26 protein-coding genes are annotated in these 26,500 nt (G+C 62.4%); 9 read left to right on the plus strand and 17 right to left on the minus strand.

All coding sequences use genetic code 11. The annotated features are described in order from the left end of the window. The first annotated feature begins 298 nt into the window (after window positions 1-298). Window positions 299-1,303, plus strand: a complete 1,005-nt coding sequence (locus RFM68_RS23915; protein WP_320235490.1) for a hypothetical protein — start codon at window positions 299-301, stop codon at window positions 1,301-1,303. A 29-nt stretch (window positions 1,304-1,332) separates the two neighbouring features. Here the strand turns inward: RFM68_RS23915 and RFM68_RS23920 are convergent, their stop codons facing one another. From RFM68_RS23920 to RFM68_RS23965, 10 genes are all read right to left on the minus strand, one after another. After that, window positions 1,333-1,710: a hypothetical protein gene (locus RFM68_RS23920; protein ID WP_320235491.1), complete on the minus strand. Its 378-nt coding sequence runs from the start codon at window positions 1,708-1,710 to the stop codon at window positions 1,333-1,335. A gap of 155 nt (window positions 1,711-1,865) precedes the next feature. Further along, complete coding sequence (locus tag RFM68_RS23925; protein ID WP_320235492.1) at window positions 1,866-2,285, minus strand: GNAT family N-acetyltransferase; 420 nt, start codon at window positions 2,283-2,285, stop codon at window positions 1,866-1,868. After that, entirely contained in the window at window positions 2,285-3,076 is a 792-nt protein-coding gene (locus tag RFM68_RS23930) for a molybdopterin-binding protein (RefSeq protein ID WP_320235493.1), read from the minus strand. Before RFM68_RS23930 ends, RFM68_RS23925 begins: the two co-directional genes overlap by 1 nt. Window position 3,077: 1 nt before the next feature. Then, complete coding sequence (locus RFM68_RS23935) at window positions 3,078-3,959, minus strand: cytochrome b/b6 domain-containing protein (RefSeq protein WP_320235494.1); 882 nt, start codon at window positions 3,957-3,959, stop codon at window positions 3,078-3,080. A gap of 137 nt (window positions 3,960-4,096) precedes the next feature. After that, entirely contained in the window at window positions 4,097-4,774 is a 678-nt protein-coding gene (locus RFM68_RS23940) for a DUF1345 domain-containing protein (RefSeq protein ID WP_320235495.1), read from the minus strand. Window positions 4,775-4,796: 22 nt separating this feature from the next. Further along, window positions 4,797-5,255 (minus strand): YaiI/YqxD family protein, encoded by a 459-nt coding sequence (locus tag RFM68_RS23945; RefSeq protein ID WP_430694921.1) that lies wholly within the window; start codon window positions 5,253-5,255, stop codon window positions 4,797-4,799. A 28-nt stretch (window positions 5,256-5,283) separates the two neighbouring features. Further along, a complete protein-coding gene (locus RFM68_RS23950; protein ID WP_320235496.1) occupies window positions 5,284-6,033 on the minus strand; it encodes a hypothetical protein in 750 nt (249 codons plus the stop codon). 111 nt (window positions 6,034-6,144) lie between these two features. Beyond that, a complete protein-coding gene (gfa, locus tag RFM68_RS23955) occupies window positions 6,145-6,714 on the minus strand; it encodes an S-(hydroxymethyl)glutathione synthase (RefSeq protein WP_320235497.1) in 570 nt (189 codons plus the stop codon). Between the two features lie 22 nt (window positions 6,715-6,736). Then, window positions 6,737-7,000, minus strand: coding sequence for a hypothetical protein (locus RFM68_RS23960; protein ID WP_320235498.1), 264 nt, complete (start codon window positions 6,998-7,000; stop codon window positions 6,737-6,739). Next, a complete protein-coding gene (locus RFM68_RS23965) occupies window positions 7,001-8,128 on the minus strand; it encodes an S-(hydroxymethyl)glutathione dehydrogenase/class III alcohol dehydrogenase (protein ID WP_320235499.1) in 1,128 nt (375 codons plus the stop codon). It abuts the gene before it with no gap. A 251-nt stretch (window positions 8,129-8,379) separates the two neighbouring features. On the opposite strand from RFM68_RS23965, the gene RFM68_RS23970 reads away from it, so the two are divergent. Together RFM68_RS23970 and dnaE are read left to right on the plus strand one after the other, a co-directional pair. Beyond that, on the plus strand, window positions 8,380-10,392 hold the full coding sequence (locus RFM68_RS23970; protein ID WP_320235500.1) for an acetyl-CoA carboxylase biotin carboxylase subunit: 2,013 nt from the start codon (window positions 8,380-8,382) through the stop codon (window positions 10,390-10,392). Between the two features lie 99 nt (window positions 10,393-10,491). Beyond that, a complete protein-coding gene (dnaE, locus tag RFM68_RS23975; RefSeq protein WP_320235501.1) occupies window positions 10,492-14,016 on the plus strand; it encodes a DNA polymerase III subunit alpha in 3,525 nt (1,174 codons plus the stop codon). Between the two features lies 1 nt (window position 14,017). Here the strand turns inward: dnaE and RFM68_RS23980 are convergent, their stop codons facing one another. Beyond that, window positions 14,018-14,905 (minus strand): DMT family transporter, encoded by an 888-nt coding sequence (locus tag RFM68_RS23980; protein ID WP_320235502.1) that lies wholly within the window; start codon window positions 14,903-14,905, stop codon window positions 14,018-14,020. A 176-nt stretch (window positions 14,906-15,081) separates the two neighbouring features. On the opposite strand from RFM68_RS23980, the gene RFM68_RS23985 reads away from it, so the two are divergent. Then, window positions 15,082-15,585, plus strand: coding sequence for a hypothetical protein (locus tag RFM68_RS23985; RefSeq protein WP_320235503.1), 504 nt, complete (start codon window positions 15,082-15,084; stop codon window positions 15,583-15,585). Between the two features lie 23 nt (window positions 15,586-15,608). Here RFM68_RS23985 and RFM68_RS23990 read toward each other — a convergent pair whose 3' ends face one another. Next, window positions 15,609-16,937, minus strand: coding sequence for a DNA polymerase IV (locus RFM68_RS23990; protein ID WP_320235504.1), 1,329 nt, complete (start codon window positions 16,935-16,937; stop codon window positions 15,609-15,611). A 65-nt stretch (window positions 16,938-17,002) separates the two neighbouring features. Between RFM68_RS23990 and RFM68_RS23995 the strand changes: the two genes are divergently transcribed. From RFM68_RS23995 to RFM68_RS24005, 3 genes are all read left to right on the plus strand, one after another. Next, entirely contained in the window at window positions 17,003-17,578 is a 576-nt protein-coding gene (locus RFM68_RS23995; RefSeq protein WP_320235505.1) for a GNAT family N-acetyltransferase, read from the plus strand. A 99-nt stretch (window positions 17,579-17,677) separates the two neighbouring features. Beyond that, window positions 17,678-19,255, plus strand: a complete 1,578-nt coding sequence (locus tag RFM68_RS24000; protein WP_320235506.1) for a hypothetical protein — start codon at window positions 17,678-17,680, stop codon at window positions 19,253-19,255. A gap of 58 nt (window positions 19,256-19,313) precedes the next feature. Beyond that, entirely contained in the window at window positions 19,314-20,852 is a 1,539-nt protein-coding gene (locus tag RFM68_RS24005; protein WP_320235507.1) for a hypothetical protein, read from the plus strand. A 9-nt stretch (window positions 20,853-20,861) separates the two neighbouring features. Here RFM68_RS24005 and RFM68_RS24010 read toward each other — a convergent pair whose 3' ends face one another. Continuing rightward, complete coding sequence (locus tag RFM68_RS24010) at window positions 20,862-21,515, minus strand: hypothetical protein (RefSeq protein WP_320235508.1); 654 nt, start codon at window positions 21,513-21,515, stop codon at window positions 20,862-20,864. After that, window positions 21,512-21,811, minus strand: a complete 300-nt coding sequence (locus RFM68_RS24015; protein ID WP_320235644.1) for a DUF3572 domain-containing protein — start codon at window positions 21,809-21,811, stop codon at window positions 21,512-21,514. Before RFM68_RS24015 ends, RFM68_RS24010 begins: the two co-directional genes overlap by 4 nt. A 238-nt stretch (window positions 21,812-22,049) precedes the next feature. Here RFM68_RS24015 and RFM68_RS24020 point away from each other — a divergent pair, with 238 nt between their 5' ends. Then, window positions 22,050-22,421 (plus strand): response regulator, encoded by a 372-nt coding sequence (locus tag RFM68_RS24020; protein WP_040995610.1) that lies wholly within the window; start codon window positions 22,050-22,052, stop codon window positions 22,419-22,421. 33 nt (window positions 22,422-22,454) lie between these two features. Beyond that, window positions 22,455-23,828 (plus strand): PleD family two-component system response regulator, encoded by a 1,374-nt coding sequence (locus RFM68_RS24025; protein ID WP_320235509.1) that lies wholly within the window; start codon window positions 22,455-22,457, stop codon window positions 23,826-23,828. 613 nt (window positions 23,829-24,441) lie between these two features. Here the strand turns inward: RFM68_RS24025 and rpmG are convergent. The 3 genes from rpmG to RFM68_RS24040 form a co-directional block, all read right to left on the minus strand. Beyond that, window positions 24,442-24,609 carry a 50S ribosomal protein L33 gene (rpmG, locus tag RFM68_RS24030; RefSeq protein WP_040995604.1) on the minus strand — a complete coding sequence of 56 codons (168 nt, stop codon included), beginning with the start codon at window positions 24,607-24,609 and terminating at the stop codon, window positions 24,442-24,444. 155 nt (window positions 24,610-24,764) lie between these two features. Beyond that, the gene (locus tag RFM68_RS24035) at window positions 24,765-25,223 is read right to left on the minus strand and encodes a YqfO family protein (RefSeq protein WP_320235510.1); all 459 of its coding nucleotides are present in this window, start codon (window positions 25,221-25,223) and stop codon (window positions 24,765-24,767) included. Window positions 25,224-25,318: 95 nt separating this feature from the next. Further along, window positions 25,319-26,494, minus strand: coding sequence for an MFS transporter (locus RFM68_RS24040; protein ID WP_320235511.1), 1,176 nt, complete (start codon window positions 26,492-26,494; stop codon window positions 25,319-25,321). Window positions 26,495-26,500 lie beyond the last annotated feature (6 nt).

Here is a 26,500-nt window from a genome sequence, read left to right on the forward strand (position 1 = left end):
CGAATAAGTTTATCCACGGACGGTCTCCCTTGTTGAGATCTGCAACGACCTCATTCTGGCACATTGCGATGCCGTCGGGGGCCGTCCACCCCAACACGTACTTAAGTACGCTCCGCTCCGGTTCTCGGAAACCACCATTCTCGGCTCGGCCTGACCTGAATCTCGACACACCTTAAGCGTCCAACCGACAAGGCTTCGCTAACCACGCCGTTTGCCGGTTTCTCAAGACAATGCTGATAAAGCTCGGTTGGGTAGTGCACTGAGTTCGCCGGCAACAGGCGACGGGCAGGGACGGCAGATGGGCGAATTGATCATGAGCGCTCCGGTGGCGGGGCTGACCTCGAAAAACAAGATCACGGCCGAGGACGTGACGATGCTGCGGCGCGAGGTTTTCGCGGATGGTGTGGTGAGCCGCGGCGAGGCCGAGGCGCTGTTCGCGCTCGACCAGACGGCGCGCGACAAGTGTGCTGAATGGGCGCCGTTCTTCGTCGAGGCGGTGACCGATTACATCGTCCATCAGGAAAAGCCGGAAGGCTATATCTCGCGGGAGAATGCCGACTGGCTGGTGCGCACCGTCTCGCGCGACGGCATGGTCGACAGCCGGACCGAGCTCGAGCTGCTGGTCCATGTGCTGGAGGAGGCGAAATCGTCGCCCAGCCAACTGTCGGCCTACGCGCTGGAGCAGGTCGCTCAAGCGGTGGTCGACGGCAAGGGGCCGCTGATGCGCGGCGGCGACCTGGTGCCAGGGCTGATCGCCAGGGCCGAGGTCGATCTGCTGCGCCGCATCCTCTATGCCTATGGCGGCGACGGCAACATCGCCGTCACCAAGGCAGAGGCCGAGATACTGTTCAGGATCAACGACCGGACCGCGTCTGCCGGCAACGATCCCTCCTGGAACGACCTGTTCGTCAAGGCGATCGCCAATTACGTCATGTGCTCGGCCGGCTACGAGCCGCCGACGCGGGATGTCGCGCTGCGCCACGAGAACTTCCTCGATGACGCAGGCCCGACGCTCGGCGGCTTCTTCAGCCGGATGGCCTCGGGCGGGTTCGCCGCAATCCTCGAAGCCTATCATTCGCCCGGCGACATCGAGGCCGAATGGGAAGCCAGGAACCGGGCCGCGGAGGCGCTTGCCCGCCGCGCCGAGACGATCGACGCCGACGAAGCCAAATGGCTGGCCGAGCGCGTCGGTGGTGGCCGGCGGCCGCTGCGCGACAACGAGCGCGCATTGCTGACGCTGATCAATCACGCCTCGCCGGAAATCCACCCGGCGCTGAAGCCGCTGCTCGACAAGGTGGCGTGACAAGCCGGCGGTGACTATCGGGCGACCGCCTAAAGGCCGCTCCACCAAAGTGCAAGCAAAGCAACGAATGACAAGATTGCTGCGCTGCCGAAAAAGCGTGCCGAGATGGCGTTGACGGGTTTTTCCCCGCGGCGTATCTCCGGAGACAAGAGTCCTCCGACCAATACCAGTCCCATGGCGACGAGCATGCCGTGATTGGCGGCAAAGCCTTCGAAAGGCGTGCCGTAAAAGCTACCCATCTTGTTGTGAACCAGAGATGTAAAACCCTTTTCGCTACTCGGCGATTGAGGTCTGTCAAAACTCTCGAAAAGCCTGCCGGCGAATATGGCAACGACAACGCAGGAAACGGCGATTCCAAAAAATATTGCCGACAGTATCTGTTGAATCTTCGTGAGGGCGGAATTCAAGGCCGATCCTGCTGGTTGCCGGCAATTGCCCCGATTTTATCCGCATTCCCTATTGTGTGCCAGATGCCACCAGCCGTGGTCATCGTCTCCACGGCGGCTGTCGCGTGACCTGGCCCTCTCGATTGCCAATCAAAAGGTCGCGCTGTCGTTTGTAGTCATCGTCTTGCAAAGAACAATATTCGAATGGCCTTCGGGCCATCCCGCGAGTTCGGCCATTCGCTCGAAACCAGCCTTCTCATAAAGGTCGGGCGCGCCTGGAAGTCGTGGGTCGAAACCCATATTCGTCGCGAGCCGCGCGCGGCTGCCTCCGCGACAAAGGCATCGAGCAGCTTTCTGCCGTGGCCGCGACCTCGATAGGCCTCGTCGACCCACATCAGCTTGAGTTCGGCGATGCCGGCCCAGGAATAACCGGCGGCGATGCCGACCGCACGCCCTGCTTCGTCCCGCAGCGTGACGACGAGGCCCCGGTCGTCAGCGCGGCCTGTCAGGCGCCGATTGTCGCCGTTGAGCTTTTCCTGAAGGGCGTCGAGCTCGGCTGAGGCAAGATCATGCTCGGCCAGCAGGCGAGGGACCATCAAATCCCGCCGTACCAGTCGTAGCCATTGTCTTCCCAATAGCCGCCGCGGCCGCCGCCGACATTGGCAAAACTGTCGACCAGATCGATCTTGGAGATGTATTTGGGCATCTTATAGCCAAGCTGGCGTTCGACGCGGACGCGCAGCGGCGCGCCGTTCTCGACCGGCAACGGCTTGCCGTTCAGCCCATAGGCCAGGATCGTCTGCGGGTGGCGGGCATCGATCAGGTCGATGGTGCCGTAATATTTGATGTCGCCGGACAGGCTCTGCTCGATCGTGTCGAGGCAGTGGAACATGACGTAGCGGGCCTGCGGCTTCACAACCGCCTGGTCGAGCACCAGCGACAACGGCGTGCCGGTCCATTTGGCGATGCAGCTCCAGCCTTCGACGCAGTCGTGGCGGGTGATCTGGGTGCGGCTCGGCATGTTCTGGAGCTGCTCGCGGGTCAGCGACAGCGGCTTTTCGACAAGGCCTGAAACCTCCAGGCGCCAGTCGGCGAAATTGTTGGCGAGCAAGCCCTTATAGGTGTCGTCATCGGGCGCGGTCGAGCCGTTCGGCCGCTGCGGCTGGCGAATGTCGGCCTCGGTGAATTCCGGCGCCAGCGCGTCGCGGCCGGCGATCAGGCGCTGCGCGCGCCAGGTCAGGCCGTTGGCGTTTTCGAGGAAACTGCGCAAGCTGCCACCGATGCCGAGGCCGCTGTCGAAGGCATCGCAGCCCGATAGCGCGATGCCGGACAGGCCGAGGCCGCTGGCGGTCAAGAATTTACGGCGACTGATCTGGAATTTTGCCATGTCAGACGCTCCTCTCGGTTGGCTGGTCGTGCTTTTGGGGTGGGTCGGTGCGGTACCATCCGGTGATGATCGAACGCAGTTCGTTGACCGGGCCGGCGGCGAGGATCATTAGGATGTGGATGAGGAAGAAGAGGACGAGCAGCACCATTACGGTGAAGTGGATGGTGCGCGCCGTCTGCCGGCCGCCCAGTATTTCATTGAGCCAGGGCAGCACCGAATTCATGCTCGGCGACATGGCAAGGCCGGTGACGATCATCAGCGGCAGAAGCACGAACAGCACGCCGCCATAAGCCATCTTCTGCAGCGTGTTGTATTCGCGCGTATGATGGAACTTGAGCTTCGCATGGTCGACGATGTCGCGCGGCAGCTTGCGCAGATCAGAGAGGCGAGGCGCGAGATCGCGGCGGATATGGCCGTTGATGATGCTTGAGATCAGCCAAATCAGCAGCGTCGTGCTGAGCACCCAGGCGAAGAAGAAATGCACGACGCGGGCGGTGCCGAGATCGTAATAGGAGGGAATTGTCGCCCAGGCTGGAAAGGCGCGCGCCGTTTCCTGTCCCGGCGGACCCGACCAGCCGAGCACGCCGGTGGTGTCGAAGCGATGGCCGAAGATTTCGGTGAAGCCGCGCGGGCCGTTCGCGGTGTTTTCGGCTCCGACTTCGAGGATGGTGTTGTGGAACTCGAAACCGGACTGTTTGCCGATATAAAGCTGCGGCCGCGCGTTGAATATCTGCAGGCCTGAAAGCAGCATGAAGAACAGCGAGATGGCCCACAGCCAGTGCGTCAACCGCGTCCAGCGCGACTGCCGATAGATCAGTGGCCTGTCTTTCGGCGCAGGCGCGTCGGCGCCTGCGTCGGGCTGGCTCCTGGCAATGGTTTCCATGGTTTCCTGGTCTCCCGGCTGTGCGATCCCGACATGACGGCGCTTGTCGTTCTTCTCCCAATACGTCGCTGTCGAAGACGATGTTTCACCCGATCACGTTTTTATTACGGGCACGTTTTTATCACGGGCACGGATATTCAGTTGCCGAGGCTGACGGCGAGATTGACGACGGCAGCGACGATGACAGTGTTGAAGAAGAATGACAGGATCGAGTGGACAAGCACGACGCGGCGCATATGCGAGGTCGTGATCGCCGTGTCGGCGGTCTGCGCGGTCATCCCGATCACTGTCGCGAAATACAGGAAATCCCAGCCTTCGGGCCGTTTGCTGCCGGGAAAATCGAGGCCGCCAACCGGCATTTTCTTCCTGGTTTCGGTATCGATCGCGTCGCCATTCATCCAGTAGACATGCGCATAGTGAAGTGCCGCCATGGCATGGATGGTGAACCAGCCGAGCGGGATCGACAGCATGGCGAAGCCGAGCTCGATAGGGTCGCGGTTTTTGTGATTGATCAGCAGGAACAGCAAGACGATGGCGATGCCGACGACACCGAGCGTGATGGCAAAGATGCCCAGCACGGGCAGGTCGACCTCGCGGGCATTCTTGCTGAGATAGCGACCGGACAGCAGCGGCATCTTGGCGATGACGAGCGCGATGAAGACGACGAAGAACGCGTTGGCGCCGATCGAAATCGAGTAGGCAAGCTGCACGCCCGAGATCAGCGCGATCGCCAGCGCCGGGATGCCGACGCAGGCCGACACCAGGAATTGCTTGTGTCGGTGCAATGGGTTCGTGACGGGGATATCTGTCATCATGGCCCGGCCCCGGGTGCCGTTTCTATCCCGGTGTGACGGATTTCAAGGCGCGCCGCAAGATGCGGTCGAGCTCGCCGAGAAACTGCGACTTGTCCTTTGGCGTGAAGCTGGCGTTGAAGCCCCGGCTTTCGCCGGTCTCGCGCAGATGCTGCTTCAAATCGCGCATGGCGACCGCCATGCCGATCGTTTCGGTCGTAAAGGGGCGGCCGGTAGGCCCCAACACATGCGCGCCGAGCGCCACCGTGCGCGCGGCAAGCGGGATGTCGGCCGTCACCACGATATCGTTGACCCTGGCGTTGTCGACGATCCAGTCGTCCGCGGCATCCGCGCCTTTGGAGACGACGACATTACGGATCATCGGATCGCGCGACGGCCGCAGGCCGCCATTGGAGACATAGGTGACGACGACGCCGTGGCGTTCCGCGACCTTCTCGACCTCGGCTTTCACCGGGCAGGCGTCGGCATCGACGTAGATGATGATATCCTGGGCGATCGGCGGCTCCTGGCGGCTATTTGTCTTCCGGCGCCAGTTCGACCAGCAACCGGGTGACGATCAGGTCGCGCAGCACGACGCCTTCGGGCATCCTGGCTGGCGTAACCGCCACCAACCGGGCTGTATTCTCGCTTTGCATTTTCCGCAAGGCTTCGACATTGCTGGCCGTGTCGGCGATGGATTTGTCGGAGAAACCGCCGGTCTTCAGGATCGCCGCGGGATCTGATCCACGCAGCGCGCCCATCAGCTGGTTGGTCTGGTCGGGGTTCTTGGGATCGGTCAATTGCGCCAGAACGACGCTGCCCTTGGCCGAGGCGACATATTTGCCGGCTGAGTCTATCACCACCACTGACATGTCGGGATCATGCTGCGACAGGGTCCTGATGTACTCGGCAATGACCGGCGCCTGGTAGTAGTCGCCGCGGCCAAGCTGCAAGGTCATGCTCACCGGCTCTCCCGGCGCCAAATTGCGGTCGACATTTTCGAGTTGGACAAAATCGCCCTTGGCGACGAATTCGCCTTCTACGATGGAAGAACTGATCGGAACTGGGTCGATCGTCCTCTTGGCCTCTTCGCGGAATTTCGCGCCCCAGCCGCCGGGCGCGGTGAACTCACTAATATCGCCGGAGACCACGCCATAGGCGAGCAACGGAATGATCATTAGGGCGATCAGCGTCACGCTGTCTCCCAGTGAAAACCGCTTGATGCCATAAGCCAATGCGAGCCCGATGACGAGCACCGCCGCCGCGATCAAGAGCGCTTGCATGTACCCCTCCCGATTGCCCGTCCCAGGAAAGAACGGGCGATCATGCGATCGCCCGTCGGCATGCTCCATGAGGTATTTCACGCAGGACGGGGCCGGCTGGCTCCGCCGGCGTTAGGCCGGAAGCGCGCCGGACTTCTTGGCGGTCCAGGTGGCGATGTAATCCATCAGGCCGGGGTTGAGGCAGTCGTAGGGTTCGAGCCCGATCGACTTCAGCTGGCCGCGGATGCCGGCCATGCGACTTGGATCGACGCCGGATTCGATGATCGAGGAGACGAAAGCGGTGAAGCCCGGCGGCGACCAGCCGTCCTCCTCGAAACGCTCGGGATGGATGAAGGACAGGCCCTTGAAGGCATGGTCGCGCAAGACCGGGCCATGCATGTGGACGCCGCAGCCGGTGCAGGCATGGCGCTGGATCAGCGCTGCCGGGTCGACCACTTTCAGCTTGTCGCCGTTCTCGGTGACGGTGACGTCACCGGTGCCGGCAACCGCCACCACCGAGAAGATAGCACCTTCCGGCTTCCAGCACTTGGTGCAGCCGCAGGCATGGTTGTGGGCGATCTGGCCCTTGACCCTCACCTTCACCGGATTGCTGGTGCAGGCGCAGACCAGCGTTCCGCCCGAGAAGCTTGCGCTTTCCTTCGGCAGCCCGCTGTCGATCTTCGGATGCAGTTTTTCGGCCATTCCTACTTCCTCCCTGTTTCGGTCATGCGAACTCGGTGTCGATGACCATCTCATTTTCCATGAAGTGCACTGTCAGCAGGCGATGCACCTCGCTCAGGCTTCTCTTCAAAAATCTGCGGCGCACGGAATAGACGATTTCGTCCAACGCACGATCGATCTCCTCCAGATCGACCTCAACGTGCTTGTCCTCCCGAAAACTGCGCCAGAGATCTTCGCCAAAATTGCGTATCCGATGGACTGTCGACTGCTCCCAGTCGGTGAAGCGGATGCGGACACGGACGATCACTCAGTAAACCACGACACTCCGGATCGACTTGCCCTCATGCATCAGGTCGAATCCCTTGTTGATGTCTTCGAGCTTCAACGTGTGGGTGATCATCGGATCGATCTGGATCTTCTTGTCCATGTACCAGTCGACGATCCTCGGCACGTCGGTGCGCCCGCGCGCGCCGCCGAAGGCGGTGCCCATCCAGGAGCGGCCGGTGACCAGCTGGAAGGGGCGCGTCGCAATCTCCTGGCCGGCGCCGGCGACGCCGATGACGACCGACTTGCCCCAGCCGCGATGCGAAGCCTCCAGCGCCTGGCGCATCACCTTGGTGTTGCCGGTGCAGTCGAAGGTGTAGTCGGCGCCGCCGATCTGGTCGGCGCCGCGCTTGGTCATGTTGACCAGGTAAGGCACGATGTCGCCGTCGATCTGCTTCGGGTTGACGAAATGCGTCATGCCGAACTTTTCGCCCCAGGCCTTCTTGTCGTCGTTGACATCGACGCCGATGATCATGTCGGCACCGGCCAGCTTCAGGCCCTGGATGACGTTCAAGCCGATGCCGCCGAGGCCGAAGACGACCGCCGTCGCGCCCTGCTCGACCTTGGCCGTGTTGATGACGGCGCCGATGCCGGTGGTCACGCCGCAGCCGATGTAGCAGATCTTGTCGAAAGGCGCGTCGGGATTGACCTTGGCCAGCGCGATCTCCGGCAGCACGGTGAAGTTCGAGAAGGTCGAGCAACCCATATAGTGAAAGAGTTTTTCTCCCCCGACCGAGAAGCGCGACGTGCCGTCCGGCATCAGGCCTTGGCCCTGCGTGGCGCGGATGGCGGTGCACAAATTGGTCTTGCGCGACAGGCAGGACGGGCACTGCCGGCATTCGGGCGTGTAGAGCGGGATGACGTGGTCGCCCTTCCTGACCGAAGTCACGCCCTTGCCGACATCGACGACGATGCCGGCGCCCTCATGGCCGAGGATCGCCGGAAACAGGCCTTCCGGATCGGCGCCGGACAGGGTGAACTCGTCGGTGTGGCAGATGCCGGTCGCCTTGACCTCGACCAGCACCTCGCCATCGCGCGGCTCTTCGAGGTCCACCTCCATGATCTCCAGCGGCTTTCCGGCGGCGACGGCAACGGCGGCACGCGTTTTCATGAGGTACTTCCTCCCAAGCGATCTGTAAGTTTTAGCTAACGGCAAGCTGCCCGTGGCGAATGCCAGCCTGCCATCCCTTTGGTGTTGTGGGTAAGCTTAGCGAGTTCCGCGCCGACGGCCAATGTCTCTTGCGACCTTTTTCGGCGCGGTTTCTGCAATCGGCACCGGCCGGGAAGCCAACCTGCGGACACTTGAGGCGCGCCGGAATTATCCATAGAACTGGACCGCTTCGCCGGAGGAACGACATCCGAATGTTCAAGAAGATCCTGATCGCCAATCGCGGCGAGATCGCCTGCCGCGTGATCAAGACGGCGCGCAAGATGGGGATTGCCACCGTAGCGGTCTATTCGGATGCCGATCGCGATGCGGTGCATGTCGAAATGGCCGACGAAGGGGTGCGTATCGGGCCTTCGCCGGCGGCACAGAGCTATCTGGTCGCCGAGAAGATCATCGCCGCCTGCAAGGAGACCGGGGCCGAAGCGGTGCATCCGGGCTACGGCTTCCTGTCGGAGCGTGCCTCTTTCTGCGAGGCGCTGGAGAAGGAAGGCATCGTCTTCATCGGGCCGAAGCCAAAGGCGATCCGAGCGATGGGCGACAAGATCGAATCGAAGAAGTTCGCCAACGCCGCAAAAGTCTCGACGGTTCCCGGTTGGCTGGGCATCATCGAAAATGCCGATCATGCCGAAATGATCGCCGGCGAGATCGGCTATCCGGTCATGATCAAGGCCTCGGCCGGCGGCGGCGGCAAGGGCATGCGCATCGCCTGGAGCAAATCGGAGGTGCGCGACGGTTTCGATCGGGCGCGCTCGGAAGCGAAAAGCTCCTTCGGCGACGATCGCGTCTTCATCGAAAAGTTCGTCGTCGATCCCCGCCATATCGAGATCCAGGTGCTGGCCGACGCCCATGGCACCGCGCTCTATCTCGGCGAGCGCGAATGCTCGATCCAGCGCCGCAATCAGAAAGTGGTGGAAGAGGCGCCGTCGCCGTTCCTCGACGCCAAGACCAGGAAGGCGATGGGCGAGCAGGCGGTGGCCCTGGCGAAGGCCGTAGACTACCAGAGCGCCGGCACGGTCGAGTTCATCGTCGACAAGGACAAGAACTTCTATTTCCTTGAAATGAATACGCGATTGCAGGTCGAGCATCCGGTGACGGAACTCGTCACCGGCATCGACCTGGTCGAGCAGATGATCCGTGTTGCGGCCGGCGAAAAACTCGGCATCAGGCAGAGCGACGTGAAGCTCAACGGCTGGGCGGTGGAGAGCCGCCTTTACGCTGAGGATCCTTTTCGCAATTTCCTGCCGTCGATCGGCCGGCTGACGCGCTACCGGCCGCCGGAAGAAGGCACGTTCGGCGATGTCGTGGTCCGCAACGACACAGGCGTCGCCGAAGGGTCCGAGATTTCGATGTTCTACGACCCGATGGTCGCAAAACTCTGCACCTGGGCCCCGACAAGGCTGGAGGCGATCGACGCCATGTCGGAGGCGCTGGACTGTTTCATCGTCGACGGCATCGAGCACAACATCCCGTTCCTGGCGGCGCTGATGCAGCATCCGCGCTGGCGGGAAGGGCGGCTGTCGACTGGCTTTATCGCCGAGGAATATCCGGACGGCTTCGCGCCGGTCGAGCCGGATGGCGAGGAGAGGGCGGTGTTTGCCGCTGTTGCAACGACGATCGAACTGCTGCGCCGCGACCGGCTCGACCGGCTAAGCGGCCGGCTGGCGCCGCATTCCGGCCATCTCAAGCGCGACTGGGCGGTGAAGATCGGCACGGACTATCTTTCGGCCGGGATTGTCGATGGCATGATCTCGATCCCGATGGAGGTCGATCTGTCGATCGACGGCGGCAAGCCGCTGACGGTCGCCTCCGATTGGCGGCCCGGCGACGCGATCTGGCATGGCACGGTTGGCGGGACCCGGATCGCTGCCCAGATCCGGCCAATGTCGAATAGTCTTCGCATCGCCTGGAAAGGCATGTCGGTGATAGCTCAAGCCATGCTGCCGCGCACCGCGGAGCTCGAAAGGCTGATGCCGGAAAAGCTGCCGCCGGACACCTCGAAGATGCTGCTCTGTCCGATGCCCGGCCTCGTCGTCTCGATCGCCGTCGCCGAGGGCCAAGAGGTCAAGGCCGGCGAGACGCTGGCCGTGGTCGAGGCGATGAAGATGGAAAACGTGCTGCGCGCCGAACGCGACCTGACGATTGCGAAGCTCAACGCCAAGCCTGGCGACAGCCTGGCGGTGGATGCCGTGATCATGGAATTCGCCTGAGGGGCTTTGCTGTGCACAGGTGACCGCTGGACTCGCATCACGCGCTCCCGGACAATACATCTGCACCGATGTTGAGTCCTTTCGAGCGACACGAAGCCCATGGCGGATGAACTCCCACGCGACCCGTTGCAGCGCGAAGCAGCCTTGAGGGCCGCGCGGCCCGAAACGCCGGCGCGGACCTTCATTCATCTGCGCGTGCATTCGGCCTATTCGCTGCTGGAGGGCGCCTTGCAACTTGGCGCGATCGTCGGCCATGCGGTCAAGGACGAGGCGCCGGCGATCGCGGTCACCGACACCAACAACCTGTTCGGCGCGCTCGAATTCGCCCAGAAAGCGGTCAAGGACGGCATCCAGCCGATCATCGGCTGCCAGGTCGATCTGGCCTTTTCCGGTGAGGCGAGCGACGGCCAGCGCGACCGCCGCCGCCATGGGCCGGAAATGTCGCCGGTCGTGCTGATCGCCGCCAGCGAGGACGGCTACAGCAATCTCGTGCGGCTGATCAGCAAGGTCTATCTGGAGACCTCGCCCGGCGAGCCGGTGCATCTGACCAGCGCGACGCTGGAAGGCCAGTGCGATGGGTTGATCTGTCTGACCGGGGGGCCACGGGGTCCTATCGGCAGCGCCCTGAAAGCCGACCGGCGCGACCTGGCCGAACAGCGGCTGCTGTTCCTCAAAGGCCTGTTCGGCGACAGGCTCTATGTCGAACTGGAAAGGGTCGCCGGTTATGACCGCATGGTTGAAAAATCGACGGTCGACCTTGCCTATACGCATCAGCTACCGTTGGTCGCGACCAACGAGGCTTTCTTCTCCAAGCGCGATGATTACGAGGCGCATGACGCATTGATCGCCATCGCCGAAGGCTCGGTCGTTGCCGCCGACAACCGCCGGCGGCTTGCAGCGGACAATTTCCTGCGCAGCCAGGCCGACATGGCGCGGCTCTTCTCGGACCTGCCGGAAGCGATCGACAACACGGTCGAGATCGCGATGCGCTGTGCCTATTATCCGAAGAACCGCAGCCCGATCCTGCCGCGCTTCACCGGAGCCGACGCCACGGACAAGGACGCGGCGGAGAAGGCCGAGGCCGCCGAGCTTGCCCGTCAGGCTCGCGAAGGTCTGGATGCACGGCTCGCCGCGCATGGGCCGACGCCGGGATATACGGTCGAGCAATATCGCGAGCGGCTCGAATTTGAGCTCGGCATCATCGAGAAGATGAAGTTTCCGGGCTATTTCCTCATCGTCGCCGACTTCATCAAATGGGCGAAGGCGCAAGGCATTCCGGTCGGGCCGGGGCGCGGTTCGGGCGCCGGTTCGCTGGTCGCCTATTCGACGACCATCACCGACATCGATCCGCTGCGTTTCTCGCTGCTGTTTGAGCGCTTCCTCAATCCCGATCGCGTCTCTATGCCTGACTTCGATATCGACTTCTGCCAGGACCGGCGCGAAGAGGTCATCCGCTACGTCCAGCAGAAATACGGCCGCGACCAGGTGGGCCAGATCATCACCTTCGGCACGCTGCAGGCGCGCGCGGTGCTGCGCGACGTCGGCCGCGTGCTGCAAATGCCTTACGGCCAGGTCGACAAGCTGTCCAAGATGGTGCCGCAGAATCCGGCCAATCCGGTCAAGCTGGCGGATGCCATCGCCAACGAGCCGCGCTTCGCCGAGGAGGCGGAGAAGGAGCCAATCGTCCAGACGCTGCTCGACACGGCACAGAAGCTCGAAGGTCTCTACCGCCATGCCTCGACGCATGCCGCCGGCATCGTCATCGGCGACAGACCTTTGTCCGAACTGGTGCCGATGTACCGCGATCCGCGCTCCGACATGCCGGTCACCCAGTTCAACATGAAGTATGTCGAGCAGGCCGGGCTGGTGAAATTCGATTTCCTCGGCCTGAAGACGCTGACGGTGCTCGAAACGGCGGTGAAGCTGATCCGCCGACGCGGAGTCGATATCGATCTCGCAACGATACCGCTTGATGATTCGGACACTTACGCCATGCTGTCGCGCGGCGAGGTGGTCGGCGTGTTCCAGGTTGAAAGTGCCGGCATGCGCAAGGCGCTGATCGGCATGCGGCCGGACTGCATCGAGGACATCATCGCGCTGGTGGCGCTCTATCGCCCCGGCCCGATGGAGAATATCCCGACCTACAACGCCAGAAAGCACGGCGAGGAGGAGATGGCCTCGATCCATCCCAAGATCGACCACCTGGTGAAAGAGACCCAAGGCGTCATCGTCTACCAGGAACAGGTGATGCAGATCGCGCAGGAGCTGTCCGGCTATTCGCTCGGCGAAGCGGACCTTTTGCGCCGCGCCATGGGCAAGAAGATCCGTGCCGAGATGGACAAGCAGCGCGAGCGCTTCGTCACGGGCGCGGTCGAGCGCGGCGTGAGCAAGCCGCAGGCCGATTTCATCTTCGACCTCTTGGCGAAGTTCGCCGACTACGGCTTCAACAAGTCGCACGCGGCTGCCTACGCGGTCGTTTCCTACCAGACCGCCTATCTCAAGGCGCATTATCCGGTCGAGTTCCTGGCGGCATCGATGACGCTCGACATGAGCAACACCGACAAATTGGCCGATTTCCGTCAGGATGCGATACGGCTCGGCATCGAGGTGGTGGCGCCGTCGGTGATGTCGAGTTTCCGCCCCTTCGAGGTCGGCGAGAACAAGATCTTCTATTCGCTGGCGGCGCTCAAAGGCGTCGGCGACGCGGCGGTCGAGCACATCGTCGAGAAGCGCGGCGAGAAGCCGTTCAAGAACCTTGCCGATTTCTGCGAGCGGGTCGATCCGAAGATCGTCGGCAAGCGCGTCTTCGAAAGCCTGATCATGGCGGGCGCGCTCGACTGTTTTGGGCATGATCGCGCCCAGATGATGGCCGGCGTCGAGCGCATGATGGGCTTGGCCTCGCTGGCGCAGCAGAACGCCATCTCCGGCCAGGCTGACATTTTCGGCGCTTCGCTTGGGAGCCAGTCGCAGGCGCTCAACCTGCCGGCAACCGATCCATGGCTTGCCGCCGACCGCCTGCATCGCGAGTTCCAGGTGGTCGGCTTCTACCTCTCGGCTCATCCGCTCGATGAATACAAGGCAGCGCTTGAGAAGATGCGGGTGCAGAACTGGGGCGAATTTTCGGCCGCGGTGAAACGGGGTGCCGCCGCCGGCCGACTCGCCGGCACCGTCACAACCAAGCAGGAGCGCAAGACCCGCACCGGCAACAAGATGGGCGTCGTGCAGTTTTCCGATACGACCGGCCAGTACGAGGCGGTGCTGTTCTCCGAGGGGCTGGCGCAGTATCGCGACATGCTGGAGCCCGGCCGCTCGGTGGTGATCACGGTTTCGGCGGAAGACCGGCCGGAAGGCGTCAATCTGCGCATCCAGACGGTGCAGTCGCTGGAGGACGAAGCCAGCCGCATCCAGAAGGCGCTGCGTATTTTTGTCAGAGATGACGGACCATCTTCGATTATCCAATCGCAGCTGAAGCAGCGCGGTGAAAGTCAGGTCAGCATCATTGTCCTCAAGGGCGAAGCTCAGGGCGAGGTAGAGATTGCCCTGCAGGGCGGATTTCGTGTCTCACCTCAAATCGCTTCCGCGATGCGTGCGGTGCCGGGCGTAGTCGAGGTGGAGCTGGTTTAGCTCAGGGCGTTGCCGCCTCCGCCTCCGCCACTCGCGGTGTCCTGCGCTGCAGGTTGAGCAGGTTGCCGGCGAGAATCAGGGCAGCGCCGCCTGCGGTGAAGACGTCGATCTGCTCGTGATAGAGCAGCCAGCCGACCAGCGCCGACAGCGGCACGCGCAGGAAATCCATCGGCGAGATGATGGTGGCATCGGCGTAAACCAGCGCGCGCGCCAGGCAGAAATGCGACGACATGCCGGTGAAGGCAATCAGGAAGATCCACGGCCAAAGCCCGGGCGAAGGATTGTGCCAGTCATAGAACGCCGGGATCAGGCCCACCGCCGACTGGATGATCAGCATCCAGAAGATGATGCGCACCACGCTCTCGGTCTTGGTCATCGACTTAACCAGCACCATCGAGATGCCGAAGCAGACCGCGGCGCCGAGAACGACGAGGTGGCCCGGATCCATCGAGCCCGCACTGGGGCGCACGATGACGACCACGCCGATCAAGCCAAGCACGATCGCCGCCAGCTTCGACCGCGACAGTCTTTCCGCCAAAAAGCTGACCGCCAGGATCGCGGTCCAGATCGGCGTCGTGAACTCGATCGAGATCAGCACGGCCAGCGGAATGAGCGTCAGTGCGTAGAGCCAGGCAGCCTGGCCGGTGTAGTGGATGACATTGCGGGCGATATGGGCGAAAGGGCGCTGCGTGAGCATTGCGGCAAAACCGCCGTTCATCACCACCAGCGGCAAGAGGATGAAGAAGCCGATCACCGAGCGCAGCTCAAGAACCTGGAAGACGTTGAGCTCGGCTGTCGTTTCGCGGCCAGCGATCGACATCCCCAGGAACGAGGCGATCGACAGCGCCATCCAGAAGGCGGCCTTGGGGATAGAGGGAGCGGGTGCCATGGCCGCTATTTCGCAAGCCGGGCCTTCGACCGCAATCTGTAGTCGCAGCAATCGACTGGGCCAGTCGGCGCGGCGTTAAAAAACAGTCACGTTCAGGGCGGAACCTGCCGCTGTCGCAAGCGTTCGAGTCGTCATATCCGCAGCCTTGGCATTCCGACGCTGGAGGGGGATTTCCGATGAAATCGATGATGCTGCTTTTGCTCGCCGGCGGACTGATGGCCGCGACGAACGCCCATGCCGACGATGCCGATTTCCTGCGCTCGTTCCAGGGCAGCTTCGCCGGCAACGGCACCTTCAAGGTGAGCGCAAACTCACCGACGGTGAATATCTCCTGCACCTTCAAGTCCGGCGCGACGGCGACGTCGCTATCGCTGGACGGCGAATGCCGGGGGCTTATCCTGATGACGCGCGAAATCAGCGCCGATCTGAAGGCCACCGGCGGAGGCTACAGCGGCGTCTATATCGGCTCACGCACCGGGCCGGCCCAATTGAGCGGCGGCCGTTCGGGCAATGCGCTCAATCTCGGCATCCGTTGGGCAAAACCGGTCAATGGCGATCGAAAGGCGCAATTGACCGTCGAGAAAACCAGCAGCGATGGCATGCGACTGACGGTGACCGATACCGATCCGAAGAGCGGCAAAACCATGGTGACAAGCCGGATAGACTTACGGCGCAGCTGATAGCCTTGCGAATATCGGCCGGTTTATTCCTCGATCGGCTCTGGCGGATTGGCGCTGCGGCTCTTGCCGAACGTGTAGCCGGTCTCGACGGCTTTCCGGCCGAACTTGTCGCGCAACGTGTCCATGGCGCCTTCGGCCAGCGCGCGCTTGCGCGACTGCACGTCGACCAGATCGGGCGGATCGGCCTTTTCGTCGTCGGAGAGGTCGCTGACGCCGATGCCGAGCAGGCGGAATCTGGTGCCGTCGATTTCGCGGCGCAACAGGTCGAGCCCGGTCTGGAAAATGCGGTCGGCCAGCCGGGTTGGGTCGCCAAGCTGGCGATTGCGGGTGCGGAGCTTGAAATCCTGCGTCTTCAGCTTCAGCACAACGGTGCGTCCGGCAATGCCGGCTTTCTTCAGCCGCGCCGAGACCTTTTCCGATAGCCCGCGCAGCACCGGCACCAGTTCCGCCAGAGCGGCGATGTCTGTGTCGAAAGTGGTTTCGGCCGAGACGCTCTTGGCATCGCCGCCGGGATCGACCGGGCGGTCGTCCTCGCCACGCGACAGCCGGTAGAGCCGGTCGCCCATCACCCCATAGCGGCGCATCAACTCGCCGCGCTCCATGCGCTGCAACTGCGCGATCATGCGGATGCCGTCGCGCTCCAGCGTCGCGGCCAGCGCCTTGCCGACGCCCCAGATCATGGTCACCGGCTGCGCGGCGAGGAAGCTGGGTGCCTCGGCTTCGCCGATCACCGAAAAGCCGCGCGGCTTACGGAAATCCGAGGCGATCTTGGCCAGAAATTTGCAGTAGGAAAGACCGGTAGAAACGGTGATGCCGAGCTCGTTTTCCACGGTCTGCGCAAAGCGCGCCAGCACGAGCGCCGGCGGCATGCCGTGCAGCCGCTCGGTCCCGGCGAGGTCGAGAAAGGCCTCGTCGATCGACAGCGGCTCGACCTGCGGCGTCAAGGCCTGCATCAGCGCACGCACCTGGCGGCCGACGCTCACGTATTTTTCCATGTCGGGCGGGATCACTACCGCTTCCGGGCACAGTTCGAGCGCCGTGAACATCGGCATGGCCGAACGCACGCCCTGGATGCGGGCGATGTAGCAAGCGGTGGAGACGACGCCGCGCCGGCCGCCGCCGACGATCACCGGCCTGTCCTTCAGCGCCGGATTGTCGCGCTTTTCGATCGCCGCGTAGAAGGCGTCGCAATCGATATGGGCGATCCGCAAACGGTAGAGTTCGGCGTGACGGACAAGGCGCGGGCTGCCGCAGCGATCGCAGCGACGCGTCTCTGAGCGCTGGAAAGCCAGGCAGTCACGGCAAAAACCGTGTTCGGGATTGTTGACAGGAGCCGCCATCGCTGCGAACATAAAGAGAACAGATGCAATGGTACGACAGCGCAAGGCTAGCAACAAGCTTGGCCTGGGGAGAACGCATGAGCACGACCATAGCACCGCTGACCCCTGAGCTCTGGCCCGACTTCGAGGATCTCTTTGGCAAGCAAGGCGCCTGCTACGGCTGCTGGTGCACGCATTTCCGGCTGGCGCCGGCGGAGCGGCGCGCCAGCGACAAGGAGCGCAACAAGGATCTTATCAAGGCGCGAATCGAAACAGGCCCGCCGCCAGGGCTCTTGGCGCTCGAGGACGGCAAGGCCGTCGGCTGGATGCAGGTCGGGCCGCGCGCCGACGTGCCGGAGTGGAACAATCACGGCAGAGGCTCGGCGCCGGTCGACCCGGCCGATGCCGGCGACCCGGATGTGTGGGCGATCTCCTGCTTCTTCATCCGCGTCAAGGCACGAGGTCGGGGCGTTACGCATCGGCTGGTCGAGGGCGGCATCAGCTTCGCCCGCGAGAACGGCGCGAGGCTGCTGGAAGCGTGCCCGATCGACCTGTCGCGCGATTCGCGTTCGATCGGGCTTTTCGTCGGCTCGTCGCGGGTGTTCGAGAAGGCTGGCTTCGAGAGACTTGTGGAGCGCAAGCCCGGCCGACCGCTGATGCGGCTGGTGCTTTAGCCGGATGCGCTTTTGGCCTACAGTCGGCGTCTTGCGGCTGTAACGCTTCTTGCCTACCAGAAGCGCAGATATTTCGTCTTCCGACCACGGAGAACCGACGTGAAGCGTATTTTGCCACTTGCCTTTGCCCTTGCGCTCAGCGCGCCCGCTTTTGCCCAGACCGTCGACAATCAAGGCGCCAAGCAGCTTTCCGACAATCTGGCGCGCTATTTCGGCAAGCAGGCGTTCGACAAGGGCGTGCTCAAGGTTTCGGTCGAGGGCGATGCCTATAAGATCGCGCTTGACGTCAAAGCGCTCGTCACTGCGCTGCCGGAGCAGAAACTCCTGAAATTCGACATGGCGCCATACGCGCTGATGGTGAAGCCGCGCAGCGACGGGTCATGGGATGTCTCGTCGAATTTCTCGCAGGGCGCATCCTTCGAGTTCGATGGGCCGGAAGGCCGTCAGAGCATGGAGTTCACCATCAAGGACGGCAAAGTGACGAGCGTCTACGATCCGGCTCTTGCCGCCTTCACCAGCGGAACCAGCTCGGTGGCCGGAATGACCATGACGTCCCGGGAAGCCAAGCAGCAGGCCGATGTCTCGACCGGTGCCGGCACTGCCACCGTTGCCGCAACCAAATCCGCCAATGGCGGCGTAGACTTCACGGCCACCCAAAAAGTCTCGAACTTCGTCGAACGGATCAAGGTTGATGATCCCAACAGCGGAATGAATTTTCCACTCGCCTTCAAAACGCCTGAACTTTCGGTGGACGCAAACGGCAAAGGCGTGCGGACGAAGCCGCTGCTCGACCTGCTTGCCTTTGCCGTGGCCAATGAGGACGAAGCCAAACTCAAGGCGAACCAGGCCGAGCTCAAATCGCTCATGCTGGCTGCGCTGCCCATCTGGGAAAGGGTCGACGGCAATTACGGCTTCAAGGATTTCGAAGTGGAGAGCCCGGTCGGCAAATTTGGTGCCACACAGTTGAACACCGGGTTCGGCATGGACGGCATCTCCCAGAACGGCAAAGTCGACTACACGATCAAGGCTACCGGCCTGACAATTCCGCATCAGACCTTGCCCGAATGGACTGTTCCGTTGCTGCCGACCGACATCGACCTGAACTTCGGCGGCGCCAATATCGATCTCGATACGATGGCGAAAAAGGCGATCGAAGCCTTTGATCTGAATAAGAATCCGCCGCTGTCGGATGAGTTCGGCAAGTCTTTGGTCGCCGATTTCAAGGCCAAGAATCCGAAGGTCGTGATCGGGCACAGCACGGTGAAGAACGGCAATATCGAGGTCGCGATGGAAGGCGAGATGACGTTCCCTGGCGAGAAACCCGATGCGACCGTGACCGTCGACGTCGCCGGCTATGACAAGATCGTCGATGCCCTGAAGGAAGGGGCCAAGAGCGATGAGCAAATGGCGCAGGCCTTCCCGTTTGCGTTGGCCGTCAAAGGTTTTGGCAAGGCGCTGCCGGATGGCCGGCTGGAGTGGATGATCAACACCAAGGCCGACGGGTCCGTCACGGTCAACGGCGCCATGCTGAAGGGGCCGGATGCCGCCCAGGACGACAGCGCGGGCCAGGATGACAACTCGGGTGATGACAGCTCGAACGGGACGGACGATTCCACCGGCGGCGACGATTCGGACGGCGGCGACAACGGCGGGGCGGGCGCGAAGCTGCAGCCCTGAGCAGCGTGGTTAGGTCCCCAGCCCGGGTGCCCGATCTCAATTCAAGAGGAGAATTATTGTGAGCCGCGCGTTGTCACTTGCCTTGCTGCTTACATTGAGCGCGCCGGCCTTCGGCCAAACTGTCGATGGTCCGGGAGCAAAGCAGCTTTCAGACAATCTGGCGCGTTATGTCGGCCAAGCGGCGATCGAGGAAGGCATCCTGAAGGTCTCCGTCGATGGCGAGGTCTACAGGATCGGCTTTGACTTCGGTGCTCTGCTAAGGAAAAACCACAGCAAGGATCCGCTGACGTTCAATCTTGCGCCTTTTGCTCTGTTGACGAAGCCGCGCAGTGACGGAACCTGGAGCCTGTCGTCGGATATCACGCCTGATGCCTTCCTCGATGTCGAGGGGCCGTACGGCGTGCGTTTCTCAGTCTCCGGCTCCGCATTCGGCGGCATCTACGATCCGGGATTGGCGGTGTTCACCAGCGGTGCTGGTTCGATGGCCGGCATGAAGGTGATATCAAGAGATCCCAAGGAACCGATGGATCTGAGTATCGGTGGCGGCGCATCAACTTTGAACGCCAGCAAAGCCGCGGGCGGCGGCGTCGATCTGGCCATGACGCAGACGATAGCCGGCTTCGTAGAAACCGCCGTTGTCGCCGAAGGTGGGACCGGGCCGAAAGTGCCGGTCACGATGAAGTCGCCGAAGGTATCGGTGGAGATGACTGGAAAGGGCGTGCGTACGAAGGCGTTCCTCGATCTTCTCGGCTTTGCCATTGCCAATCAGGACGAAGCTTCGCTGAAGGCCAATCAGGCTCAGCTCAAATCATTACTGACGAGCGCATTGCCCCTGTGGGAGCGCTTGGAAGAGAGCTATCGCTTTGAGGGTCTAAGCTTTGCAAGTTCAATGGGTAATTTCGGGCTCGCGGAATTGAGCGCTACGACCGGCATCGACGGCATCTCCACCAATGGGAAGATCGACTACCGGATCAAGGCAGCCGGCTTGACTGTTCCCCGGCATCTTCTGCCAAGCTGGAGCGCCGCATTATTTCCCACCGAGGTCGAATTGATTTTCGGCGGTGTCAATCTCGATCTCGACAGCATGGCGAACAAGGCGATCGAAGCCTTTGATCTCAACAAGAACCCGCCGCTGTCGGACGAATTCGGCAAGGCCTTGGTCGCCGATTTCATGGCCAAAAGCCCGAAGATTGTGCTCCGACACAGCACAGTGAAGAACGGCGACATCGAGGTCGCCATGGAAGGCGATATGACGTTCCCCGGCAAGAAACCCGATACAATGATGACGGTGGACGTTGCAGGTTACGAAAGGATCGTGGAGACCTTCCAGACGGCCGCCAAGAGCGACCAGCAGGCCGCGCAGATTTTCCCGGCTACACTCGCTATCAAAGGATTTGCCAAAACACTGCCGGACGGCCGACTGGAGTGGGTGATCAACGTCAAGGCTGACGGCTCGATCATTGTCAACGGCGCCATGTTGAAGCCGGCCAATGCCGTTCAGGACAACCCCATTATCGACCCAAGCGATGCTACCGTCCCGGACAATGACTCGGGCGAGAATGACAATGGCGGGGCAGGGGCGAAACTGCAGCCCTGAGCGCTCGCACTAAAGCCCGAGAGCGCCCGCAATCCTGGGCGCTGCCTCTCGCCAGTCCTCGACCGAGACGATGTCGCCGGGCATCGGCGGCAGGAAGGCGCGCAGCGCGTTGTCGGCCATCAAATGGAAGAGGTGGGCATCCGCCACGGAGTTGCGCGCCGAGACCAGATTGGAGGGTTGGTCGTCGACGAAAGCGACCGGCCGCCCCTTGGCGCCGCGCAGTTTGGCGATCGCCGGACCTTTCGCCATTTCCGTCGTCAGCAACGGATAGTTCAGGCCAAGCGCATCGAGATGCGCCCGGCGCGCGGCGCGATGCTTGTGCGGCATCGCCGTCAGCATGACGATCTCGGCGTGCCCGCCCAGTGTCGCCAGGGCCTCGGCGGCGCCTTCCGCGATGCTCTGCCAATCGGCCTGGGCATCGAAGAAATCGCCGAGCAGGGCCGTCACCTCCGGCTGCTCTATCAGCCGGCCGGTTGCCGTCTCGGCGATGTTGCCGGTGAGACGGAAGGAGGCGAGCGTCAGCTGGAAGCCGCGCGTTTTCAAGAAATGCGGGAAGGGACGCACGAATTCCAGCACGACATCGTCGACGTCGAGCACCAGCAGCGGCCGGTCGTCGGCGGCAAGCTCTTCGATCTGCCGCGCCGTCTCGGGATCGTCGCTCATGTCGAGCGCTCGTGATCGTCGTTGCCGAGCGGAAGCGCGCGCAGTGCCTTGCCGACGGCGGCCGGCGGCGTGCCGGTCTCCTCGGCGAAGCGCAGAAGCGTCGGCTCGTGAGCGAGGACAAATTGCAGAACGCCGGCAAGGAAGCCGGGCTCCGCGGCGGCCTTGCGGATCGACTGAGCGTCGATGCCGGTGATCGCCAGGAAGCGGGGCAGAAGCTCCGGATCGGCGGCGACGAAGCCCAGCGCCTTGACGGCAATGGTTTCCGCTTCCTCGCGCATTGACGCTGCGTTCGCCATCATTACCTTTGGAATGGTGGATTTTTTGAGTCTCTCTCCGCAGTAACGGCAAGCGTCGCTTGCGGCAAGCCTCCGCTCCCGCCCGTACAACGTCCGAAGGTGGAATTGATGCAGCTTTCCAACCTCCGGTTTCCGTTTCGTCAATCATATTGGGCTAGAGTGGAAAAGGGTTGGGTGCGGTCCGAAGAGACGCATTGCGATGGTCTTCGGTTCCGAGGGCGATCGGAACGGGAAATTGATGGCTAAGAAGGTCATGATCGTCGAGGACAACGAGCTCAACATGAAGCTCTTTCGTGACCTCATCGAAGCCAGCGGTTACGACACGGTTCGCACGCGCAATGGGCTGGAGGCGCTGGATCTGGCGCGCCAGCACCGGCCGGACCTCATCCTGATGGACATCCAGTTGCCCGAAGTCTCCGGCCTGGAAGTGACGAAATGGCTGAAGGAAGACGACGAATTGCATTCGATCCCCGTTATCGCCGTCACCGCCTTCGCCATGAAGGGCGATGAGGAGCGCATTCGCCAGGGTGGGTGCGAGGCCTATATCTCCAAGCCGATCTCGGTGCCGCGCTTCATCGAGACGATCAAATCCTATCTGGGCGATGCCTGATGCCTGACACCAGCAGAACCGGAGCCTTTTGAGATGACCGCGCGGATCCTCGTCGTCGACGATATCCCGGCCAATGTGCGGCTGCTGGAGGTTCGGCTGCTTGCCGAGTATTTCGAGGTCCTGACGGCCAACAACGGCCAGGATGCGATCGAGACCTGCGAGAACGGCAAGGTCGACGTCGTGCTGCTCGACGTGATGATGCCGGACATGGACGGGTTCGAGGTCTGCAAGCGCCTTAAGAGCGATCCGGCGACCTCGCATATCCCGGTCGTGATGATCACCGCGCTCGACCAGGTCTCGGACCGGGTGCGCGGCCTCGAAGCCGGCGCCGACGATTTCCTGACCAAGCCGGTCAACGACCTGCAGCTGATGACGCGCGTGAAAAGCCTGGTCCGGCTGAAGTCGCTGACCGACGAGTTGCGGCTGCGCTCCTCGACCACGCGCAATATCGGCATCGAAGAACTCTTAAGCCGCGATTTCGCGACCGAGGACGTCAAGCCGAAGGTGCTCCTTATCGACGAGCGCAGGTCTTCGGTCGAACGCATCCGGAAGATGCTGCGCCATAGCGCCGAACTCGATGTCGCGACCGATCCGAATGCCGGGTTCTTCCAGGCCGCCGAGACGGCATACGAATGCGTGCTGATCTCGACCGCCTTCGCCGACTTCGATGCGCTGAGACTCTGCTCGCAGCTGCGTTCGCTCGACCGCACCCGCTTCCTGCCGATCATGCTGCTCGCCGACGAGGGCGAGGAAGGCCGCATCCTGCGCGGCCTGGAACTCGGCATCAACGACTACCTGATCCGGCCGATCGACCAGCACGAGCTGACGGCGCGCCTGCGTACGCAGGTGCGGCGCAAGCGCTATAACGACCAATTGCGCGCCAGCGTGGCCCAGACCATCGAGATGGCGGTGATCGACGGGCTGACCGGGCTTCACAACCGGCGCTACCTCGACAGCCATCTGCAGACGCTGTTCGACCGCGCCGTGGCGCGGCGGCGACCGCTGTCGGTGATGATCACCGACCTCGATCGCTTCAAGTCGATCAACGATACCCACGGCCATGACGGCGGCGACGATGTTCTGCGCGAGTTCGCCAGGCGGCTGCGCAAGAATGTGCGCGGCATCGATCTCGCCTGCCGCTTCGGCGGCGAGGAGTTCGTCGTGGTGATGCCCGACACCGACGGCGCCGTCGCCGAGAAGGTTGCCGAGCGCATCCGTGCCGAGATCGCGCAGGCGCCGTTTGCCATCGGAAACGACGGCAAGGCGATCGAGGTCACGGTCAGCGTCGGCGTGTCCTCGCTGCTGAAAGGGACCGACAGCGTCGCCGCGCTGATGAAGCGTGCCGACCTTGCGCTCTATGAAGCCAAAAGCGGCGGCCGCAACCGGGTGGTCGCCAAGGCTGCCTGAAGCGCGTCGCGATGAAACGGATTCAGGCGACGCGCTTAAGTCCTTGTTTTGATCCATGTCGTTGTCCCAAAACCGCTGCGCACTTTTGGGCGACATGCATTAAAGCGCGTCGCGATCCTTCAGGCTCGTTCCATGCACTTTAGATTTTGATTTTGCGCATGTCTTTGTCCCGAAACCAGTTCCCGCTTTCGTGAGACATACTTTGATAAAGGCGCTGACTCTCGGTCGTCCCGACAGGGTTACGAATTTACCTTAACCCAAGCGATTCGCGAGCGGTGGTTAAGAAATGGTTGATTTTTATAAGGTCTTGCGCAAATCTGCTGGGCATAGACAGAAGACGAGGCCGGCACGAGGGTAGACTAACCGGCCCGATCTAAAAATACCCCATGATGCTCAGGTCCGCCGCATCTCCTGGGTCCGTGGGGTCGGCCGGCCGGCGCTGGCACATAGTGGCCTCCTCGTACCGCTGCCAAACGCCGACCGGCCCCCTTTTTGAAAAACCGACATCGGAACCTGCGCTGAACAGCGGCGCGGTTCCCTTGTCGCCCGGTCTCTCCGCAAAACAAAAACGCCGCCCTAAAGGGCGGCGATTTGATTTCTCGGGATAACCAGATTACTTGATCTTGGTTTCCTTGAACTCGACGTGCTTCTTGGCGATCGGATCGTACTTGCGGAACGAGAGCTTGTCCGTCTTGGTACGGCTGTTCTTGCTGGTCACGTAGAAGAACCCGGTGTCGGCGGTCGACAGAAGCTTGATCTTGATGTTTGCGGCTTTGGCCATGATGTTCGTCCGTTAATGTTCGTGGAGTTTTGGCCGCTGGAGCACGGGGAAAACACCCGGACGCGGGAAACTTGGCGCGACACATAAAGAACGCGCCCGGAAAGTCAAGCCCGGGTGCCCTCCTTGCCTCGTCCGGCGCGGCCGATTTTACCGCTTCAAGCGTTCTCGCCGATCAGCCGACCCGCCTTTTTCCAGTCGCCCGTCGTGTTCCACCAGCGGTTCGGATTGGCGCGATCGTCAAGGCCCTTGGAACGGCTGGCGAGCAGCGGCTGGATGCGGATGACGGGCTCCTGGTAGGAATGGGCCTGGAATATCGCCTCAACGACATGGGCGGCGAGGGCCTGGTCGTCGGCGATCTCGAACGACACTTCGACGGTGCCGGGCCGCCGCCGCAAGTCGGTCTCGGCGCCGGCGGCAGCGCCTTCGAGCGGCCGGTAACGCTCGATGCCTTGCGCCGACTGATAGGCGTTGGAGTCATACTTGCCCATGCGCAGCGGCGTGATGGCCACTACAGCCTCCATAATGCGCTCGACATCGGCGGCCGGCGCCTGGAATGTAACGAGCAGAAGCAATTCCATCCTGAGGGATTTGGTTTCAAAGCCACTGTCGATCATCGCAATTCTCCTGCCTGCGTTTTGGAGGCAGGGTATAGCAGGGGTGCTACTGACACGGTGATGTCAGCAGAGCCAGTACCGGCGACGTTCGGGTGCTAGATGATCCTGCGCACCAGCCTGACCAGGATCAGAACCATATAAGCGGCGAAGAACAAGGCCAGCGACCAGCCGAAACCGGATGGACCGAAGGCATCCATGCCGATGCCGATCGCCTGCGGACCCAGCACCATGCCGACGCCATAGCAAAGCACGAAGGCCGCATTGGCGGACGCCAGTTCATGGCCGGAAAGCTGGGAGCCGAGATGGGCAAGGCCGATCGTGTACATGGCGGCGACGACGCCGCCCCAGACGAACAGGAGGGCGGCCATCAGATGCCAGTTCTGCGCGAAGTATGGCATGAAAATGGTGCCGACGAGGCCGACGGTGGCGCAGGCCAGAAGCAGATGGCGCCGGTCCGAGACACGGTCGCTGATCATGCCGATCGGGATCTGCAGAAGCACATTGCCGAGCCCGATCATCGTCAGCAGGAGCGCCGCGTCGGCCTCCGAATAGCCGATGCGGCTGCCATAGACGGGGAACAGCGAGAAGCCGCCTGTCTCGACGGCGCCGAAAACAAGAACGGCGAAGGTCGCGGTCGGCACCAGCCAGATGTAGCGCAGGAAATGACTGGTTTCGCTGTCGGCGACGATGGTCGGGCTCTCGTTGCGGGCCGCCAGCACTGGAATGGCGGCAAGCGTCACCAGCGCTATGGCGACGCCGAATGGCAGAAAGCCCGTGCTGCCGAGATGGGCGAACAGCCACGGTCCGGCCGCGAAGCCGAGCGACAGCACGGTGGCGTAGATGCCAAGCACAAGGCCGCGCCGGCTCGGCGGGGCAGAGGTGCTGATCCAGAATTCCGACAGGATGAACAGCACCGTCAGCGAGATATGCAGGGCGACGCGGAGCGGAAACCACATCCAGAAGTCCGGCGCGAAATGGAAGCCGACGAAGGCGAGCGCGCCGATGGCAATCATCAAAAGCATGGTCCAGGCGACGCCGAGCCGCATGGCAAGCGGCGTGGCTAAAGGCGCGCCGGCAATCGAGGCGAGGCCGGCGACGGCCGTGTTGAGGCCGATCATCGACGCGGAATGGCCGCGGCTTTCCAGAATGACGCTAAGCAGCGGCATGCCGAGGCCGATGGCGATGCCGACGACGCTGATCGAGGAGATCGCCGCGATCATCGGCAGCCAGTGTACGCGTTCGTCGCCCTGTTCTTGGGTATCGACCGTCATGGATAT

It is taken from the genome of Mesorhizobium montanum, assembly GCF_033977145.1.
GTDB classification, from domain to species: Bacteria; Pseudomonadota; Alphaproteobacteria; order Rhizobiales; family Rhizobiaceae; genus Mesorhizobium; species Mesorhizobium montanum.

Excerpts from the sequence above, each read along its gene's own strand:
- RFM68_RS23915 (WP_320235490.1), top strand. The coding sequence starts at position 299 with ATGGGCGAATTGATCATGAGCGCTCCGGTGGCGGGGCTGACCTCGAAA.
- RFM68_RS23925 (WP_320235492.1), bottom strand. The coding sequence starts at position 2,285 with ATGGTCCCTCGCCTGCTGGCCGAGCATGATCTTGCCTCAGCCGAGCTC.
- RFM68_RS23930 (WP_320235493.1), bottom strand. The coding sequence starts at position 3,076 with ATGGCAAAATTCCAGATCAGTCGCCGTAAATTCTTGACCGCCAGCGGC.
- RFM68_RS23935 (WP_320235494.1), bottom strand. The coding sequence starts at position 3,959 with ATGGAAACCATTGCCAGGAGCCAGCCCGACGCAGGCGCCGACGCGCCT.
- RFM68_RS23940 (WP_320235495.1), bottom strand. The coding sequence starts at position 4,774 with ATGATGACAGATATCCCCGTCACGAACCCATTGCACCGACACAAGCAA.
- RFM68_RS23950 (WP_320235496.1), bottom strand. The coding sequence starts at position 6,033 with ATGCAAGCGCTCTTGATCGCGGCGGCGGTGCTCGTCATCGGGCTCGCA.
- gfa (WP_320235497.1), bottom strand. The coding sequence starts at position 6,714 with ATGGCCGAAAAACTGCATCCGAAGATCGACAGCGGGCTGCCGAAGGAA.
- RFM68_RS23965 (WP_320235499.1), bottom strand. The coding sequence starts at position 8,128 with ATGAAAACGCGTGCCGCCGTTGCCGTCGCCGCCGGAAAGCCGCTGGAG.
- RFM68_RS23970 (WP_320235500.1), top strand. The coding sequence starts at position 8,380 with ATGTTCAAGAAGATCCTGATCGCCAATCGCGGCGAGATCGCCTGCCGC.
- dnaE (WP_320235501.1), top strand. The coding sequence starts at position 10,492 with ATGGCGGATGAACTCCCACGCGACCCGTTGCAGCGCGAAGCAGCCTTG.
- RFM68_RS23980 (WP_320235502.1), bottom strand. The coding sequence starts at position 14,905 with ATGGCACCCGCTCCCTCTATCCCCAAGGCCGCCTTCTGGATGGCGCTG.
- RFM68_RS23985 (WP_320235503.1), top strand. The coding sequence starts at position 15,082 with ATGAAATCGATGATGCTGCTTTTGCTCGCCGGCGGACTGATGGCCGCG.
- RFM68_RS23990 (WP_320235504.1), bottom strand. The coding sequence starts at position 16,937 with ATGTTCGCAGCGATGGCGGCTCCTGTCAACAATCCCGAACACGGTTTT.
- RFM68_RS23995 (WP_320235505.1), top strand. The coding sequence starts at position 17,003 with ATGAGCACGACCATAGCACCGCTGACCCCTGAGCTCTGGCCCGACTTC.
- RFM68_RS24010 (WP_320235508.1), bottom strand. The coding sequence starts at position 21,515 with ATGAGCGACGATCCCGAGACGGCGCGGCAGATCGAAGAGCTTGCCGCC.
- RFM68_RS24015 (WP_320235644.1), bottom strand. The coding sequence starts at position 21,811 with ATGGCGAACGCAGCGTCAATGCGCGAGGAAGCGGAAACCATTGCCGTC.
- RFM68_RS24020 (WP_040995610.1), top strand. The coding sequence starts at position 22,050 with ATGGCTAAGAAGGTCATGATCGTCGAGGACAACGAGCTCAACATGAAG.
- RFM68_RS24025 (WP_320235509.1), top strand. The coding sequence starts at position 22,455 with ATGACCGCGCGGATCCTCGTCGTCGACGATATCCCGGCCAATGTGCGG.
- rpmG (WP_040995604.1), bottom strand. The coding sequence starts at position 24,609 with ATGGCCAAAGCCGCAAACATCAAGATCAAGCTTCTGTCGACCGCCGAC.
- RFM68_RS24035 (WP_320235510.1), bottom strand. The coding sequence starts at position 25,223 with ATGATCGACAGTGGCTTTGAAACCAAATCCCTCAGGATGGAATTGCTT.
- RFM68_RS24040 (WP_320235511.1), bottom strand. The coding sequence starts at position 26,494 with ATGACGGTCGATACCCAAGAACAGGGCGACGAACGCGTACACTGGCTG.